The sequence below is a fragment of the Embleya sp. NPDC050154 genome, assembly GCF_044460165.1.
Taxonomy (GTDB): Bacteria; Actinomycetota; Actinomycetes; order Streptomycetales; family Streptomycetaceae; genus Embleya.
Map to the genome: position 1 here is coordinate 335678 of NZ_JBITJP010000006.1, position 15206 is coordinate 350883.

The window sequence follows — 15206 nt, forward strand, 5'->3', positions numbered from 1 at the left end:
CTCGGCCCGGCTCGGCGTGTGTGTACCCCCACCGCCCGCTGCTCTCGCGAAGGCCGATTCGCCATGCTCTCCCCACAGATCCGTTCCACCTTCCTCGATTTCTTCACCACGCGCGGCCACCGCCTCGTACCGTCCGGGTCGCTGCTGCCGCCCGATCCGAGCCTGCTCGTGTCCAACGCGGGGATGAACCAGTTCAAGCCGTGGTTCCTGGGCGACGTCGAGCCCGGATTCCCCCGGGCGACCTCGGTACAAAAGTGCGTGCGCACCGTGGACATCGACAACATCGGGCACACCCGCCGGCACTCGACCTTCTTCGAAATGCTCGGCAACTTCTCCTTCGGCGACTACTTCAAGGAGGAGGCGATCGGGTTCGCGTACGACCTGCTGACCGGACCCTTCGACCTCTCCCCGGACCGGCTGTGGATCACCGTGTACGAGGACGACGACGAGTCGGCGCGGATCTGGCGCTCGGTCGGCGTCCCGTCCGGGCGGATCCAACGCCTCGGCGCGGCGGACAACTTCTGGTCGATGGGCGTACCCGGACCGTGCGGACCCTGCTCCGACGTCACCTACGACCGGGGCCCGGCGTTCGGGCGTGAGGGCGGACCGGCGGTCGACCCCGAGCGCTTCGTCGAACTGTGGAGCCTGGTCTTCATGCGCAGTGTGCGCGGCGAGACCGAGCCCGGCGGCGGCTTCCCGGTACTGGGCGACCTCCCACGCACCGGCGTCGACACCGGCCTGGGCCTGGATCGACTCGCGACCGTACTCCAAGGCGTCGACGGCGTCATCGGGACCGACCTGCTGCGCCCCACCCTCACGAGCGTGGAGGAACTGGCGGGCCGGGACCACTCCCGCCTCGACCGCGACGACCCCGGCCGAGTGTCCTTCGAAGTGGTCACCGACCACGCCCGGGCGATCGCGTTCCTCCTCGCGGACGGCATCCGACCGAGCAAGGAGGGCACCGGCTACGTGCTGCGCCGGCTGATGCGCAGAGCGATCCGACACGGCCGTCGCCTCGGCATCCAGGGCCCGATCCTGCCGCCGACCACCGCGAGCGTGGTCGCGAACCTCGGCCCCACCTGGCCCGAACTCAGCCAAGCGGCGTCCCTGATCGAATCCGAGACCACCCGCGAGGAGGATTCCTTCGACCGCACCCTCACCCGAGGCACCCGCCTCCTCGACAAGGCGATCCGCCGCCGCCTCGAAGCGGGCGAACCCGACCTCCCCGCGGAAACGATCTTCACCCTCTACGACTCACACGGCTTCCCACCCGACCTGAGCATCGAAGCAGCCCAGGAATCCGGCCTGACCGTGAACCGATCCGACCTGACCACCCTCCTCCCGCACCACCCCTGACCCCACCCCGAGCACCCACCTCAGCCCGCCCGGGCACCGAACAACTCGGCCCGGGCGGGGCGTGAGGCCACTCGACCCGGCCGGCGCATGAGGCCACCCGGTCCCACCGGCGCTTGAGGCCAACCGCGTCACTCGACCCGATTCGCATCCGGGGCCACCGCCCCGAACAAGACCTGCACGCCCACCACCCGCAGCAACGCCAACCGATCCGCCGCCGAACTCCCGGGCGCAGCCGTGTACACGACCATCCGCTGCGCCGCCTCCACGGCATCGAGCACCTGGCACCGCAAGGCGATCTCCCCGACCTCCGGATGCCGAATCGTCTCCTCCGCCTCACGCCGCCCAGCCACCCCACGCACATCCGCCCCGGGCGGCCACGCCCGCCCCGCATCCCACAGCGCCGCGAACTCCGCCGACTCCGAGCGCAATCGCGCCACCAGCGCCGCCGGCCGAGCGCCGTGCCTCCGCAGCTCACCCGCGGCGCGCAGATCCGCCACGTAAGCCCGGGACATCCCCTCCACGTCCACCGCCCGATAGCGCACCCGCGAAGCCGGCTCGGTAAACCACCGCACCAGGAGGTTGCGCCCGACGTTCGGCCCCATCAGCGCCATCGCCATCGCGTTCTGCGCCAGCACGTCGCCCAGATCCGACAGCACCTGCGCCGGTACGTCGTGCAACCGGTCAAGCATCAGCAGCAGCGCCGGCGACACGTGCTCGTCGCACCCCGACGACCGTCCCGGCGGCACCTGCCCGGCCAGGTGGAAGAGATGATCGCGACCGGCCCGGTCCAACCGCAGCGCGCGGGCCAGCGCGGCGAGAAGTTGCGGCGACGGGTTGGGACCCCGGTTCTGTTCCAGCCGCGCGTAATAGTCGACCGACATCCCGGCAAGTCGCGCGACCTCCTCGCGCCGCAGCCCGGCGGTTCGCCGTCGGGCCCCGTCGGGCAGCCCCACATCCGCCGGGGAGAGCCGGCCGCGGCTGCACACCAGGAAGTCGGCCAGTTCGCGTCGATCGTTCATGCCCTCAGGATCGGCGCTCCCGAGCCCGGTAACCAGGGACCACTCGTCCCTGGATCGGCAGTCCCCGGTTGAGCGATCCACAGGGACGCACGCGGTGATCGAAGGCCGCATGCACGCGCCGTGATCACGCGGCCCGGTCCGGGATCAGGCGGCGCGGCGGATCGCGGTGACGAGTCGGGCGGTGGCCTGGGCGCGTGCCTGTCGACGCCGGCGCAGCGCGATCGCCGCGACCCGTACCTCTCGACTGTCCCGCTTCTCCACGACCGCCACCTCCATCCGAACCCGCCCCGCCCGAGAGGGCGGCACCGTACGCCCCAACAGGAGCGACACCAACGAATCTAGGCGCCGTACCCCCATCCGGGCGTCGGCCGGGAGTGCCGATCGGACCTACTACCCCAGGACGACCCGAACCCCGAGCTACCCCCGAGGCATGCCCCCTCAGGAGTACATGGTGGGGCTTCCAAAGGACCAACACCGTCCCGAACCACCACATCCGGCCATGCACCCGACCCACCGCACCGAGCCCCGACGGAGCCGCGACCAGGCCGGTGACCGAGCCCGTGTCCGAGCCCATGTCCGAGCCACGACCGGGCCGCTACCAAGCCCGTACCCCAGCCGCTCGCGTGCCCGAACCGCATCCCAGCCAAGGGCCGGCCCCGTCCCGACCCCACCCCGGGCCAAGCCTCGCCACCCACGTCACCACAGCCCCGCGCACCACGTCCCGGCGACCCCACGTCCCGGCGACCCCGCCCGCTCAGATCACCTTCCCCGGGTTGAGAATCCCCAGCGGATCGAACGCCGCCTTGACGCTCCGATGCACCCGTACGCCCACCGGCCCCAGCTCCTCGGCGAGCCAGTCCCGCTTGAGCATGCCCACACCGTGCTCGCCGGTGATCGTGCCGCCGAGATCCAAGCCCAGGCGCATGATCGCGTCGAACGCCACCTCGGCCCGCTCGACCGCCGCCGGGTCGGTCGCGTCGAAGATCACGATCGGGTGGGTGTTCCCGTCCCCCGCGTGCGCGCACACCCCGATCACCGTGTCGTGCCGCTCGGCGATCGCGGCCACCCCGTCGAGCATGTCCCCCAGCCGCGAGCGCGGCACCGCGACGTCGTCGATCATGCTCGTGCCCAGCCGCTCCAGCGCGGGCAGCGCGAGCCGGCGGGCCTGCATGAACAGCGCCGAGTCCTCGGCGTCCTCGGCGGTGAACGCCTCGAACGCGCCGGCCTCGGTACAGATCGCCTCGATCGCGGCCAACTCGGCCGCGGGCTCCGGGGTGTCCACCGCGATCAGCAGCAGCGCGGCGCTGTGCTCCGGCAGACCCATGTTGGCCATCGCGTTCACCGCGCGCAGCGTGGTGCCGTCCATCAGCTCCATCAGCGAGGGGGTGTGCCCGGCCGCCATGATCGCCGAGACCGCGCGGGCCGCCGAACCCGTGCTCGCGAACTGGGCCACGGTCACCAGCGCGGGCGGCGGCGTGGGACGCAGCGCGAGCGTGGCCCGGGTGACCACGCCGAGGGTGCCCTCCGCACCGACGAACAGCCGGGTCAGGTCGTAGCCCGCGACGCCCTTGGCGGTCCGCCGTCCGGTGCGCAGCAGTTCCCCGTCGGCGAGCACCACGTCCAGGCCGAGCACGTACTCGGCGGTCACCCCGTACTTGACGCAGCACAGCCCGCCCGCGCCGGTGCCGATGTTGCCGCCGATCGTGCAGGTCTCCCAACTGGACGGGTCCGGGGGGTAGACCAGGCCGTACTCGGCGGTCGCCTTGGACAGATCGGCGTTGATCACACCCGCCTCGACCACAGCCGTGCGGTCGACGGGATCGATCCGCAGGATGCGGTTCATCCGGACCAGCGAGAGCACGATGCAGCCGTCGACGGCGTTGGCGCCGCCGGACAGGCCGGTGCGCGCGCCCTGCGGGACCACCGGTACCCGCAGTCGCGTGGCGACCCGCATGACGTGTCGGACCTGCTCGGTGGTCTCGGCCAGGACCACCACCGCAGGGTTACCGGCCGCACACAGGCCGGCCATGTCGCGCGCGTACGATGCGGCGATGTCCGCGTCCGTCACCAGGGCGTGCGCGGGTAGCTCCTCCCGCAATGCCTCGATCAGGTCGGTGGTCATGCTGCCTCCCGGTGTGGCCGTGAATGGCCCCAGGGTAGGCACCGGGAAACCAGTCCCCCGAGGGAGGGCACCTTGCAGATCGACCGGTTGGATGCCGCGCTGATCCGGCTGTTGGTGGAAACACCGCGGATCGGTGTCGTGGAGTGTTCGCGCCGGCTCGCGGTGGCACGCGGAACCGTGCAGGCGCGCCTCGATCGCCTGCGCGAGGCAGGGGTGATCAGGGGCTTCGGGCCGGACGTGGATCCCGCCACACTCGGCTTCTCGGTGACCGCGTTCGCCACTCTGGAGATCCGCCAGGGGCAGGGACGCGACCTGCGCAAGGACCTGGAGTGTGTGCCGCAGGTGCTCGAAGTGCACGCGATCACCGGTCGGGGCGACCTGCTGTGCCGGATCGTCGCGCGCTCGAACGCGGACCTGCAACGGGTGATCGAGCAGATCATCGAACTGGACGGGGTGGTCCGCGCGTCCACCACGATCGCTCTGGAGAACCCGGTGCCCTACCGGGTGTTGCCCCTGGTGGAATGTGCGGTGACGGACGGCTGACGGCGGCGCCCGCGCGGGTGAACGCCGGGCCGGGAAGACGGGTGCGGGTCACGGGCGGCGGAACCGAGCCGGACGGGTGACAGCGCACCGGAACGGGTGACGAATCGGACCCGCTCGGCCCATCCCGCGTTTCCCGCACGTCCGGCGACGGTAACCGACCGCGGTCACCACCGGGTTCGCGGGAAGGGCTGTGTTGAGCTTCTGGGACTACGTCTCCAGCCGCCGCGAGCAGCTTTGGATCGAGACCTGGACGCACGCGAGCACCGTGCTCCAGTGCATGGTGATCGCGACGCTGATCGGGATCGTGGTGGCGATCGCCGCCTACCGCAGCGCGCTCGCGTCCCGGATCGCGATCGGCACCACCGCGACCATCCTGACCATTTCCTCGTTCGCGCTGCTCGGCCTGCTGATCCCGCTGCTCGGCCTCGGTGTCGCACCGACCGTGGTCGCAGTGGTCGCGCTGCTGCCGATCGCGCGCAACGCCATCGTGGGTCTGGCCGGCGTGGATCCACAGCTTGTGGACGCCGCACGCGGAATCGGGATGAACCGGGCGGTGATCCTGCTCCGCGTCGAATTGCCGCTCGCGTGGCCCGCGCTGCTCACCGGCATCCGGGTGTCCACCCGGATGATCATGGGCATCGCGGCGATCGCCGCCTATGTGTCGGGTCCGGGACTGGGCAACGGGATCTTCACCGGACTGGCCCGCCTGGGCAGCGAGAACGCGATCGACGCGGCCTGGGTGGGCACCCTGGGCGTGGTCGTGCCGCTCCTCCTCTTCGACGCCGCGTACGTGCTCCTCGGCCGGCTGACCGTTTCCGGGGGAATCCGTGACTGACGTCACCGGCGCGACGATTCGACTCGAAGAGCTCACCAAGCACTTCCCCGGGCAGCGGACGGCCGCGGTCGATCGGCTCACCCTGGAGATCCCGGCCGGCCAACTCGTGGTGTTCGTCGGGCCGTCCGGCAGCGGCAAGACCACCACGATGAAGATGATCAACCGGCTGATCGAGCCGACCTCGGGGCTGATCTCGATCGACGATCGGGACGTCACCCGCCTGGATCCGGTCAAGTTGCGCCGCAAGATCGGCTACGCGATCCGGAACAGCGGCCTGTTCCCGCACATGACGGTCGGTCAGAACATCGCGCTGGTACCGAGGATGCTCGGCTGGAGCCGGTCGAAGGTGTCCACCCGGGTGGACGAACTCCTGGAGACCGTGGGCCTGGACAGCGCCGAGTTCCGCAACCGATATCCGCGCCGACTCTCCGGCGGTCAACAACAGCGGGTCGGCGTCGCGCGAGCACTCGCGGGTGACCCGCCGGTGTTGTTGATGGACGAGCCGTTCGGCGCGGTGGACCCGATCACACGCGGCCACCTCCAGGACCAACTCATCCGGATCCAGCACGAGTTGCACAAGACGATCGTGTTCTTCACGCCCGACTTCGACGAGGCGGTCAAGCTCGGCGACAGGATCGTGGTGCTGCGCGAGCAATCGCACATCGCCCAGTACGACACCCCCGAGGCGATCCTGACCAACCCGGCCGACGAGGTCGTGGCCGGCTTCGTCGGGCGGGCGCCGCGCTGAAGCGGCTGACCCTGTCCCGGGTGCGCGACGTCGAGGTGAAGCCGTTCGCCACAGCGGGAATGCGCGACGACATCGAGACGATCCGCGCGTCCGCGCGCGAGCACGGGGCCGACGAGGTGCTCCTGTTGGACGACCGGCGCCACACAGCCCCCAGCCCAAGCTCCAACCCGACCACGTGAGACCACTCAGCCAGACCGGCACTCGCGGCCACCCCAGCCAAGCTCGACTCAGCCCGACCGGCGCTTGAGGCCAACCCAGCCCGACCGGCGCCCGAGTCAGCCGAACACAATCCAGCCCGGCCGGCGTTTGAGGCCACTCAGCCCGGCCGGCGCTTGAGGCCAACCCAGCCCACCCCCCGCATGAGGTCAGCCGAACCCAATCCAGCCCAGCCGTCACAGGAGGCCAAAATCAACACGAGGCAACCTTGCCCCCCGCGTTCAACGCGTTGAGAGCGTCGACCGCCCCCGAGAGCGTCTCGACCGGAACCAATCGAAGCCCACCGGACCCCACCCGCCCAGCCTCCCCGCACTCCCCCTTCGGCAGCACGAACACCGTCGCCCCCGCCCGCTTTGCCGCCAACAGCTTCATCGGCAGCCCACCGATCTCGCCGACCCTGCCATCGCCGTCGATCGACCCCGTGCCGGCGATCGTCCGCCCGCCCGTCAGTTGACCCTCGGTCAGCTTGTCCACGATGCCCAGCGCGAAGAACAGTCCCGCACTCGGCCCGCCGACATCGCTCAGATGCAGCGTGACCTTGACCTGGTCCGGCGTCTTGCCGAGGTACTTCAGCGCCGCGACGGTCGCGCTGTCCTGCGACTTGACCATGTCCTTGGTGTTGGTCTCGACGACCTGCTCGATCGATTTGCCGTCCGGGTAGACGGACTTCCTCGGGACAACCGCCTCTTCCGTGTCCCACCACGCACCGAGCAGCGACGCCAACCGGTGCTTCTCGTCGCGTCCGCTCGCGTGGATCGTGGTCAACAACAGGTGCCCGGTCGTCGGGTACACCGTGGCGGGGCCGGAGATCTCGACCACCGGCCGCCCCGCGTCGTCGCCGAGCGTGTCGGCCACCGATCCCGGAGTGATCAGGACGTACGGCATCGGCACCAGAAACGCGAAGCCGAACAGGATCGCGACGAGGAGCAGAGACACCGGGAGGGTGAGCTTGGTACGGGCCACGCCTGGCATTAAACACGGCCCCGCCCGACGCGCCGTACCGGACTCGCCCCACCCGCGCCGCGACCCGGGCCGTCCGCCGCGTCGCGCCGTCCGACCTATGCGGCGGAGACGCGCATTCCGCCCAGTTCGTTGGACAGCTCCGCCGCCGCCTCGGCCACCCGGCGGCCCAGTCGTTCGGTGTCCAGGTTGCCCAGCGAGACGATCCCGACGCTCGACTCGACGGCGGCGAGACCGGGCACCGGGGCCGCGATCCCGGGCACCGTGTGCCGACCGTCGCCGGGCGCGTACACGTAGGACCTGGGCCCGTCCAGCCCCGCCACCACCCGGCGCGCGGCCAGGATCGCCAGTCCCGCCGCGCCCGCGTCCAGCGCATGCCGCGAACCGACCCGGTAGGCCACGTGATAGTCGGTCCAGGTGGGCTCGGCCACCGCGACCACCAGGGCCTCCATGCCGTCCACGATGGTCAGGTGCGCGGTGGCCCCGGTCTCCTCGGCGAGCCGGCGCAGACACGGCACCGCCGCGTCGCGGACCAGCGGATGCGCCCGCCGGGCCAGTTGCAGCGCGCCCAGGCCGAGTGTGGTGCGGCCGCTGTCGTCGCGCCGGACCAGGCCGTGCTGTTCGAGTGTGGCGAGGATGCGATAGACGACGGTGCGGTTGACGCCGAGTGCGGCGGCGATGTCGTGTACCGACAATCCGTCCGAGGCATCGGCGAGCAGTTCGAGGACCTTGAGCCCTCGGTCCAGGGTCTGTGACGTTTCGGCGACCACCGGCCCCCCTCCCTTCGCGTGACGTTGCATTACGTCCAGCGGCGCTCGATCCCCGAACGGAACGCCACATTCGCGAGGCTGTGCGGCGCCAGGTCATGGGGCCAGGACACGTACTCGTCACCACTCGGCGGGCAGGCCGAACGGATTCCCACGTCCGAGCAGGACGGTTTCTCCTGCTCGGCGCGTCGGAGGATCACGCTAACCAGAGGGGGCACTTTTGGCACCGGATATCCGGGATACGGACAGGAAAAATAACAGATCTTTCGGGACATATAGCACGTAATGTGTAATTCGCCAAATGCGATCCTCGCCACGTCCTCCCGAGAGCATGGCCGGACGACTCCGTACTCACCAGTCGGACACACCGTCCCAACCAATGAGATAGCCACCTCGACCGACACCTCGACCGACACCCGGATCAACACCCGGATCGACCGCAATCGGCCCCGAACCCGCAGCCAGATCGCATCCGGACCGGACTCGTACCGACACCCGGGCACCAAAGCACAATCGAGCCCGAGATCGCGACCCGATGATCTGGTGACCGATGATCCAGCGACAAACGATCCGGTGGCCAATGATCCGGTGACCCGCGACCCTCAACCGCGGCCCATGACCCGACGACCGATTGACCCATGACCCGACGCCCCCGTGACGACCCCGGCCACCCGGCAACCCGCCCCCGCGCGACTCAGCGCCCGGACGTGGCCCACTCGCGGATCTTGCCGATCCGCGCCTCCAACTGTCCGGCCGACGCCTGTGCCACCGCCGGCCCGCCGCATACCCGGCGCAGCTCGTTGTGGATCTGCCCGTGGGTCTGCCCGGTGCGGTGGTGCCAAGCGGCCACCATCGTGTTGAGTTCCTTGCGCATCGCCGTCATCTGACGGTGCGTCACCACCGGGCGCTGGTCGGCCGGCTTCTCCGACAGGTCGGCCTGGTGGTCCGGCTTGCGCCGGCTCTTGGCCACCTGCTTGGCCTGCCGGGACTGGAGCAGCATCTGGACCTGGTCGGGTTCGAGCAGCCCGGGAAGGCCGAGGTACTCCTCTTCCTCCTCGCTGCCCACGTGCGCCTGAAGCCCGAACTCCGCGCCGTCGAACAACACCCGGTCGAAGCGCGCCTCGCTCTCCAGCGCCTCGAACGCGAACTCCTCCTGCTGCCCCGGCTCGTCCTTCTGCGCGTTGGCCTGCGCGAGGAGGGCGTCCTCCTCGTCGTACATCCCGCCCTCCTTCTTCGGGCGGTCCAGCACGTGGTCGCGCTCGATCTCCATCTCGTTCGCGTGCTGGAGCAGCGTCGGCACGGAGGGCAGGAACACCGACGCGGTCTCGCCCCGGCGTCGGGCCCGGACGAAGCGCCCCACGGCCTGCGCGAAGAACAGCGGCGTGGAGATCGTGGTGGCGAACACGCCCACCGAGAGGCGGGGTACGTCCACGCCCTCGGACACCATCCGCACCGCGACCATCCAGCGGTCCTCGGACGCGGAGAAGTCCTCGATCTTCTTCGACGCGCCGACGTCGTCGGACAACACCAGGGTGGCGCCCTGTCCGGTGATCTCGCGGATCATCCGCGCGTACGCCCGAGCCGACTCGTGGTCGGTGGCGATCACCAGGCCGCCGGCGTCCGGGATGGCCTTGCGTACCTCGCCCAGCCGCTTGTCGGCGGCCCGCAACACCTGCGGCATCCACGAGCCCTGCGGATCCAGCGCGGTACGCCAGGCCTGGCTGATCGCGTCCTTGGTCATCGGCTCGCCGAGCGAGGCCGCGATCTCGTCGCCGGCCTTGGTCCGCCAGCGCAGGTCGCCCGAGTACGACAGGAAGATGACCGGGCGCACCACGCCGTCCGAGAGCGCGTGGCCGTAGCCGTAGGTGTAGTCGGCGGACGAGCGGCGGATCCCGTCCTTGCCCTCCTCGTACGCGACGAACGGGATCGGGTTGATGTCCGAGCGGAACGGCGTGCCGGTCAGCGCGAGCCGGCGGGTGGCCGGCTCGAACGCCTCCATGCACGCCTCGCCCCACGACTTGCTGTCGCCCGCGTGGTGGATCTCGTCCAGGATCACCAGCGTCTTGCGGTTCTCCACCCGGCGGCGGTGCAACATGGGATGCACGCCCACGCCCGCGTAGGTGACCGCGATGCCGTGGTACTCGCGGGACACCGGGCCCGACGAGCTCGAATAGTTCGGGTCGATCCGCAGGCCTATGCGCGCGGCGGCCTCGGCCCACTGCTTCTTGAGGTGCTCGGTCGGCGCGACGATGGTGATCTGGTGGATCACGTGCGCGTCCAGCAGTTCGGAGGCGATCCGCAGCGCGAACGTGGTCTTGCCGGCGCCCGGCGTGGCCACCGCGAGGAAGTCGCGCGGTTGGCGTGCGAGGTAGGTGTCGAGGGCCCCCTGCTGCCATGCGCGCAGCTTGTTCGCGGTGCCCCAGGAGGCACGGTTCGGGAAGGCCGGGGACAGATGGGACGCGGCTGCGGTACTCACTGCGACGGGTCTGCTCCAGGCCGAGGGGGCGATCGAGGGCAAGCGATCAGGCTACCCGAGCCCCTGCCCGATTCCGCGCGCCCACGACTCCCACGCCCCGAAACCCGGGCCACCGAACGGCGATTCCACTGGGAACACCGACCAGACCGGCCCCTCGAACCCACCCTCCCGGCCGATCTCCGGCGCGTCCCGACCACGCCCCGACAAACCACGACTCACTCACCCACGCCCGCCCCGCCTCGCCCCGAGCGCGAGCCACCCGGCCGCTTCGCCCGCTCCGCCCCCAGGACCGCGCGCCCACATACCCGCCTGCCCTGCCCGGCGCACTCGCCGCGATCGCCCTCGGCCGCCTGCCGCACGAGGCCGCGCCCCCGCCCGCCTCGCCCTCCGGAACGCCCTCCTCACACGCCCGCCCCCTCGACACGATCCCCCACACCCCTCACGAAACCCCCGTCCATCGACCTGCACGCCGGCCCGCTCACGACGCCCCTGACCCGCACTCCCGCGCCCAACCCGACACCCACCCACTGCTCGCCCGCCAACTCCGCAAAACCGACCACCTCACCGGCAACGCGGTGTCCTCCACGATCGCCTCGGGCGCCACCATCGCCGGCCCCTCCCCGCCTTCCACAGCCTCTTCGGCGCCGGAGCCCGTGTCGGCTTCCTCCTCACCGACCACCTCCGCCGCCCGCCGAGCTCACTCCCGCACAGGACCGTGCACGACGAGAATGCGCCGGATCTCCCCGGGGTCCAGCGGGTCGCCCACGCCCCACACGACCCGGGCCCGGTTGAGTTTCGTGGTCAGTGAACCCACGAGCCGGGCCTCGGTCGCCGCGTCGACCGCGGCCAGGATCAACTTGGAGTACCGCACCGTGTCGACGAGAGCCGACTTGACGCGTTCGTGCCGGATGTACACGGGAAGATCCGCGAGGGCCTCGGTGCGTACGTCGTCGGGCATCGCCGCGAACCAGCCGCTCCGCACCGCGTCGGCTTCGTCGGGGAAGTAGTCCATCTTGTGCAGGTGTACGGCCAGGTCGTACAACGGGTCCCCCCAGAGGGCGAGTTCCCAGTCGAGGAAGTAGGTCCGACCAGCGGCCACGATGACGTTCTTGCGATGGACGTCACAGTGCAACGCGCGAAACGGCCGACACGTCAGGGCGGACAAGTCCGCTTCCACCCGGGCGAGCGGATCCGCCGGGACCCCCAACGCCGCGTACAGCGACGCATAAGGCGTTCGGAAGCGCCGCCAGACGTCGGCGGTGACCGCCGAGAGACGCGCCCCGAACCCGGCGGTGTCCCCGTCCTTGGGCCAATCCGCGGGCAACGCGGGAAGCACGTCGAGCGGCACCCTGGACAGGTCCCGGAAGAAGCCCACCACGTCTCCCGCCAGGTGCACGGGCACCGACCGCCCGCGTGGCGCGAGCACGTCCAGCACGTCACCCGGGATGAACCGGTGGATCTGGAACGCCGGATCGTCCGAGACGTGCAATACGTCGGGGATCACCGAGATCCACGGCGCGACCGCCCGGATCACGTCCTGTTCCGGCCACACGCGCAGATCCATGCCGTCCGCACCGTGAATCGGGATCCGGACGATCACCGGCCCGTCGTCCGTCTCGGATCGCACGTTGTCGTTGTAGAACCCGGAAGCACTGATTCCCGATTCACGTGCCGTGCGATAGAGCGTCAGCGGATCCGGCTTCATGCTCATTCCCCCAGGATGGTGGCGACCCATGCGTCGACTCTTCCCTCCAACGCCTCCAGGGAGTCGACCGGACGGATCGCCGCGCGGGCTCGCGCGAGAGAGGCCGCGTGAACCGGTCGTTCCAGGCCGGCTCTGCGCAGCACCTGCAAGGAAGCGAGCACAAGGGTCGGATACACCTCGGCACCCTCGAATTCACGAATCGCCCATTCCGCGGTACCGCGGGCGTTCTCGGATTCGCCGCGGCGGAGCAGCACGAGGGCCCGGACCAGTTGGGCGCGGGCGGTGCCCGAACGGTAACGCGCACGTCCGAGGACCTCCAGGGCGGTGTCCGACGACGCCTCGGCCTCGACGACGCGCCCGCACCGAAGCAGAGCCAGCGCCTTGGCCGTGTACGCCTTGCCCAACTCGTGCAGGGCGCCGATGTCGCGCTGCACCGCGATCGCCTCGTCCGCCACGTCACCGGCGTGCTCGGGTTCGGTCCAGGCCAGGAACTCGGCGCGATTGACCACCAGATTCGCCAGGCGGACCGCGGATCCGGCTTCCAGGTAGTGCAGTTGTGCCTGATCCAGGTTGCTGCGGGCGGCCGGGAAGTCGAACGCGAACCGCCGACCCAGGTGGATCAGCCTCGCCGTGTCCCCACGCAACAGGTGCTCGTCGCGATGCAGTGTGGCGGTGAGCCCGTTGACCACGTTCTCCGCGTCGAGAAAGCGCCCGCCGGCCATGTAGAGGTCGGCTGCCCACAACGCCGCGCTTCGGGCCTCGGGAACCGTGGCCTGCTGCCACAACGACGAGTACCGGGTGAGCGCCTCCGAGGTCCGTCCGAGCATCCGCAACGCGTCCGCGCCGGCCAGTGCCAGCCGCACCTGGGCCGAACTGCCGCCCTCGACACCCGCCAACCCCCGGGTCAAGACCTCGGCATGCTCGGCGTCTCCGACCAGGATCGCGGTCTCGGCCTCGACGCAGCGCGCGGCCATCTCCAGTTCGGCGCGCGGTCGGTCGTCCGCCGCACAGAACCGCCGAACGTCCTCGACGACTCCGCCCAGGGACCGAATGCCGCCGCTCGCGGCGATCTCCGCCGCGAGCGTGAGCAGATCACCGGGCCCGAACTCACCGGCGTACATGCTGTGGAAGGCCACCTCGCGCAGGTGCACGCCCGTCGTGCGACGCGTGCTCGCGACTCCCGTCGCCACGTTGTCGGCCCGGGCCCGCCACAGGGCCCGCAACACGCGATGTACGGCCTGACGCGTCGCCGTCGTCTGGCGTGCCCTCAGCTCGGTCGCCATCAGTTGGTGCAACTGGAACCGCTCGGCACCCGCCGGCTGGACGAAGGAGTACGCGGTCAACGTCTCCCAGGTCCGCCGATCCGCCGACAGCCCGAACGCCGCCGCGACCGTGCGGAAGATGTCGTAGTCGATCGTGCGCGCCGCGGCGAGGACTTCGAGCAGCCGGACCTCTTGCGCGTCCACGTGCTGGAGAAACCGTTCGAGGATCTCCTCCCCCGACACGGCCGGCGTCAACGCGCTGTCGCCCCGATCCGCGCCGGTGTCCGCGTCCAGGGCCAGGTTCAGGTAGAACGGCACACCGGAACTGGCCCTGGCCAGGGCGATGCGTGCGCGGACGTCGGATACCCCGTGCGCTTCGAGTAGTTCGACGCGCGCAGTCATGGGCAGCCCGTCCAGGGGCAGGGGGATCAGATGCGCGGTCCACTGGCTGTCGTACGCCTCCCAGCCCAGCGGCTCTCGGCTCGCGATCAGCACCAGGCCTCGGTCCAACTGCGACACGAGGTCCCGCAACCAGGCGTCGAGCCCTGCGGTCCGCCCCGCTCGGGTGCTCCCGCCCACCAACGCCTCGTACGCGTCGACGCAGACGAGGTATGGCCGCTCCGCGCTCGCGCTGCGCAGGTCCTCGGCGAACAGGAACGTGGCGGCGTCGGCGAGTTCGGCGGGGTCGAGTTCGTCGAGCCGGTGCAGGGTCTCGTCGTTCTTGAGCCATCGCCACCGCCTGAACCTCTCGGATGACCGACCGGCGACGCGGAGCAGTCCGCCCACGGTCCGAAAGATCGGCAGCCCGCCCACCGCGTCCGCGAGATCGGCCAGAACCTCGCTCTGCTGTCGGGCCGCCACATCGGCGAGGGAAATCTGCAGGTGGGGGTGCAGGCGCTGCCACAGGGCGAGATATGCGAGGTCGTATCGCGGAAACGAGGCGCCCTGGGCGCCGAGATTGGAGCGCAGCACCGCGAGCGCCGCGTCCTGCTCACGCAACGCCGGGATCTGGAGGTCGAGCAGCACCGTTCGAGCCTCGGACTCCAGTCGTGACTGACACTCGCGCAGGAACCGCGACTTCCCGATCCCGCCGACGCCGGTCACGTTCACGACCCGTAGACCGTCCCCACGGGCATCCCACGCGCCCTCGAAGACCGCCGTCGCCTCTTCCCGATCGACGAACCGGCGCTGAGAACC

General features: G+C 70.5%; 11 protein-coding genes and 1 pseudogene. 5 read left to right on the top strand and 7 right to left on the bottom strand.

Annotated elements, in window-relative coordinates:
* Positions 1-63 precede the first annotated feature (63 nt).
* On the top strand, positions 64-1356 hold the full coding sequence (alaS, locus tag ACIBSV_RS16255) for an alanine--tRNA ligase (RefSeq protein WP_395863355.1): 1293 nt from the start codon (positions 64-66) through the stop codon (positions 1354-1356).
* 128 nt (positions 1357-1484) lie between these two features.
* Here the strand turns inward: alaS and ACIBSV_RS16260 are convergent, their stop codons facing one another.
* A complete protein-coding gene (locus tag ACIBSV_RS16260; RefSeq protein ID WP_395863357.1) occupies positions 1485-2375 on the bottom strand; it encodes a helix-turn-helix domain-containing protein in 891 nt (296 codons plus the stop codon).
* 754 nt (positions 2376-3129) lie between these two features.
* Positions 3130-4497, bottom strand: a complete 1368-nt coding sequence (locus tag ACIBSV_RS16265) for an FAD-binding oxidoreductase (RefSeq protein ID WP_395863359.1) — start codon at positions 4495-4497, stop codon at positions 3130-3132.
* Between the two features lie 72 nt (positions 4498-4569).
* On the opposite strand from ACIBSV_RS16265, the gene ACIBSV_RS16270 reads away from it, so the two are divergent.
* The 4 genes and pseudogenes from ACIBSV_RS16270 to ACIBSV_RS16285 all read left to right on the top strand — a co-directional run bounded on the left by ACIBSV_RS16270 (position 4570) and on the right by ACIBSV_RS16285 (position 6802).
* Positions 4570-5040 (top strand): Lrp/AsnC family transcriptional regulator, encoded by a 471-nt coding sequence (locus ACIBSV_RS16270; protein WP_395863361.1) that lies wholly within the window; start codon positions 4570-4572, stop codon positions 5038-5040.
* A 193-nt stretch (positions 5041-5233) separates the two neighbouring features.
* Positions 5234-5875 carry an ABC transporter permease gene (locus ACIBSV_RS16275; protein ID WP_395863481.1) on the top strand — a complete coding sequence of 214 codons (642 nt, stop codon included), beginning with the start codon at positions 5234-5236 and terminating at the stop codon, positions 5873-5875.
* A pseudogene (locus ACIBSV_RS16280) lies at positions 5868-6662 on the top strand (ABC transporter ATP-binding protein); the annotation flags it as partial. The gene ACIBSV_RS16275 and the pseudogene ACIBSV_RS16280, both read left to right, overlap by 8 nt.
* The gene (locus ACIBSV_RS16285) at positions 6644-6802 is read left to right on the top strand and encodes a hypothetical protein (RefSeq protein WP_395863487.1); all 159 of its coding nucleotides are present in this window, start codon (positions 6644-6646) and stop codon (positions 6800-6802) included. The pseudogene ACIBSV_RS16280 and the gene ACIBSV_RS16285, both read left to right, overlap by 19 nt.
* A 229-nt stretch (positions 6803-7031) precedes the next feature.
* Here ACIBSV_RS16285 and ACIBSV_RS16290 read toward each other — a convergent pair whose 3' ends face one another.
* The 5 genes from ACIBSV_RS16290 to ACIBSV_RS16310 all read right to left on the bottom strand — a co-directional run bounded on the left by ACIBSV_RS16290 (position 7032) and on the right by ACIBSV_RS16310 (position 15119).
* The gene (locus ACIBSV_RS16290; RefSeq protein ID WP_395863363.1) at positions 7032-7811 is read right to left on the bottom strand and encodes a PDZ domain-containing protein; all 780 of its coding nucleotides are present in this window, start codon (positions 7809-7811) and stop codon (positions 7032-7034) included.
* Between the two features lie 86 nt (positions 7812-7897).
* Positions 7898-8569: an IclR family transcriptional regulator gene (locus ACIBSV_RS16295; RefSeq protein WP_395863365.1), complete on the bottom strand. Its 672-nt coding sequence runs from the start codon at positions 8567-8569 to the stop codon at positions 7898-7900.
* 691 nt (positions 8570-9260) lie between these two features.
* A complete protein-coding gene (locus ACIBSV_RS16300) occupies positions 9261-11042 on the bottom strand; it encodes a DEAD/DEAH box helicase (RefSeq protein WP_395863367.1) in 1782 nt (593 codons plus the stop codon).
* A gap of 697 nt (positions 11043-11739) precedes the next feature.
* Entirely contained in the window at positions 11740-12753 is a 1014-nt protein-coding gene (locus tag ACIBSV_RS16305) for a phosphotransferase family protein (protein WP_395863368.1), read from the bottom strand.
* Entirely contained in the window at positions 12750-15119 is a 2370-nt protein-coding gene (locus ACIBSV_RS16310; RefSeq protein ID WP_395863370.1) for a hypothetical protein, read from the bottom strand. Before ACIBSV_RS16310 ends, ACIBSV_RS16305 begins: the two co-directional genes overlap by 4 nt.
* Between the last annotated feature and the right edge of the window lie 87 nt (positions 15120-15206).

What these genes read in the sequence shown, in the direction of transcription:
- alaS (WP_395863355.1), top strand. Translation starts at nt 64, where the DNA reads ATGCTCTCCCCACAGATCCGTTCCACCTTCCTCGATTTCTTCACCACG.
- ACIBSV_RS16260 (WP_395863357.1), bottom strand. Translation starts at nt 2,375, where the DNA reads ATGAACGATCGACGCGAACTGGCCGACTTCCTGGTGTGCAGCCGCGGC.
- ACIBSV_RS16265 (WP_395863359.1), bottom strand. Translation starts at nt 4,497, where the DNA reads ATGACCACCGACCTGATCGAGGCATTGCGGGAGGAGCTACCCGCGCAC.
- ACIBSV_RS16290 (WP_395863363.1), bottom strand. Translation starts at nt 7,811, where the DNA reads ATGCCAGGCGTGGCCCGTACCAAGCTCACCCTCCCGGTGTCTCTGCTC.
- ACIBSV_RS16305 (WP_395863368.1), bottom strand. Translation starts at nt 12,753, where the DNA reads ATGAGCATGAAGCCGGATCCGCTGACGCTCTATCGCACGGCACGTGAA.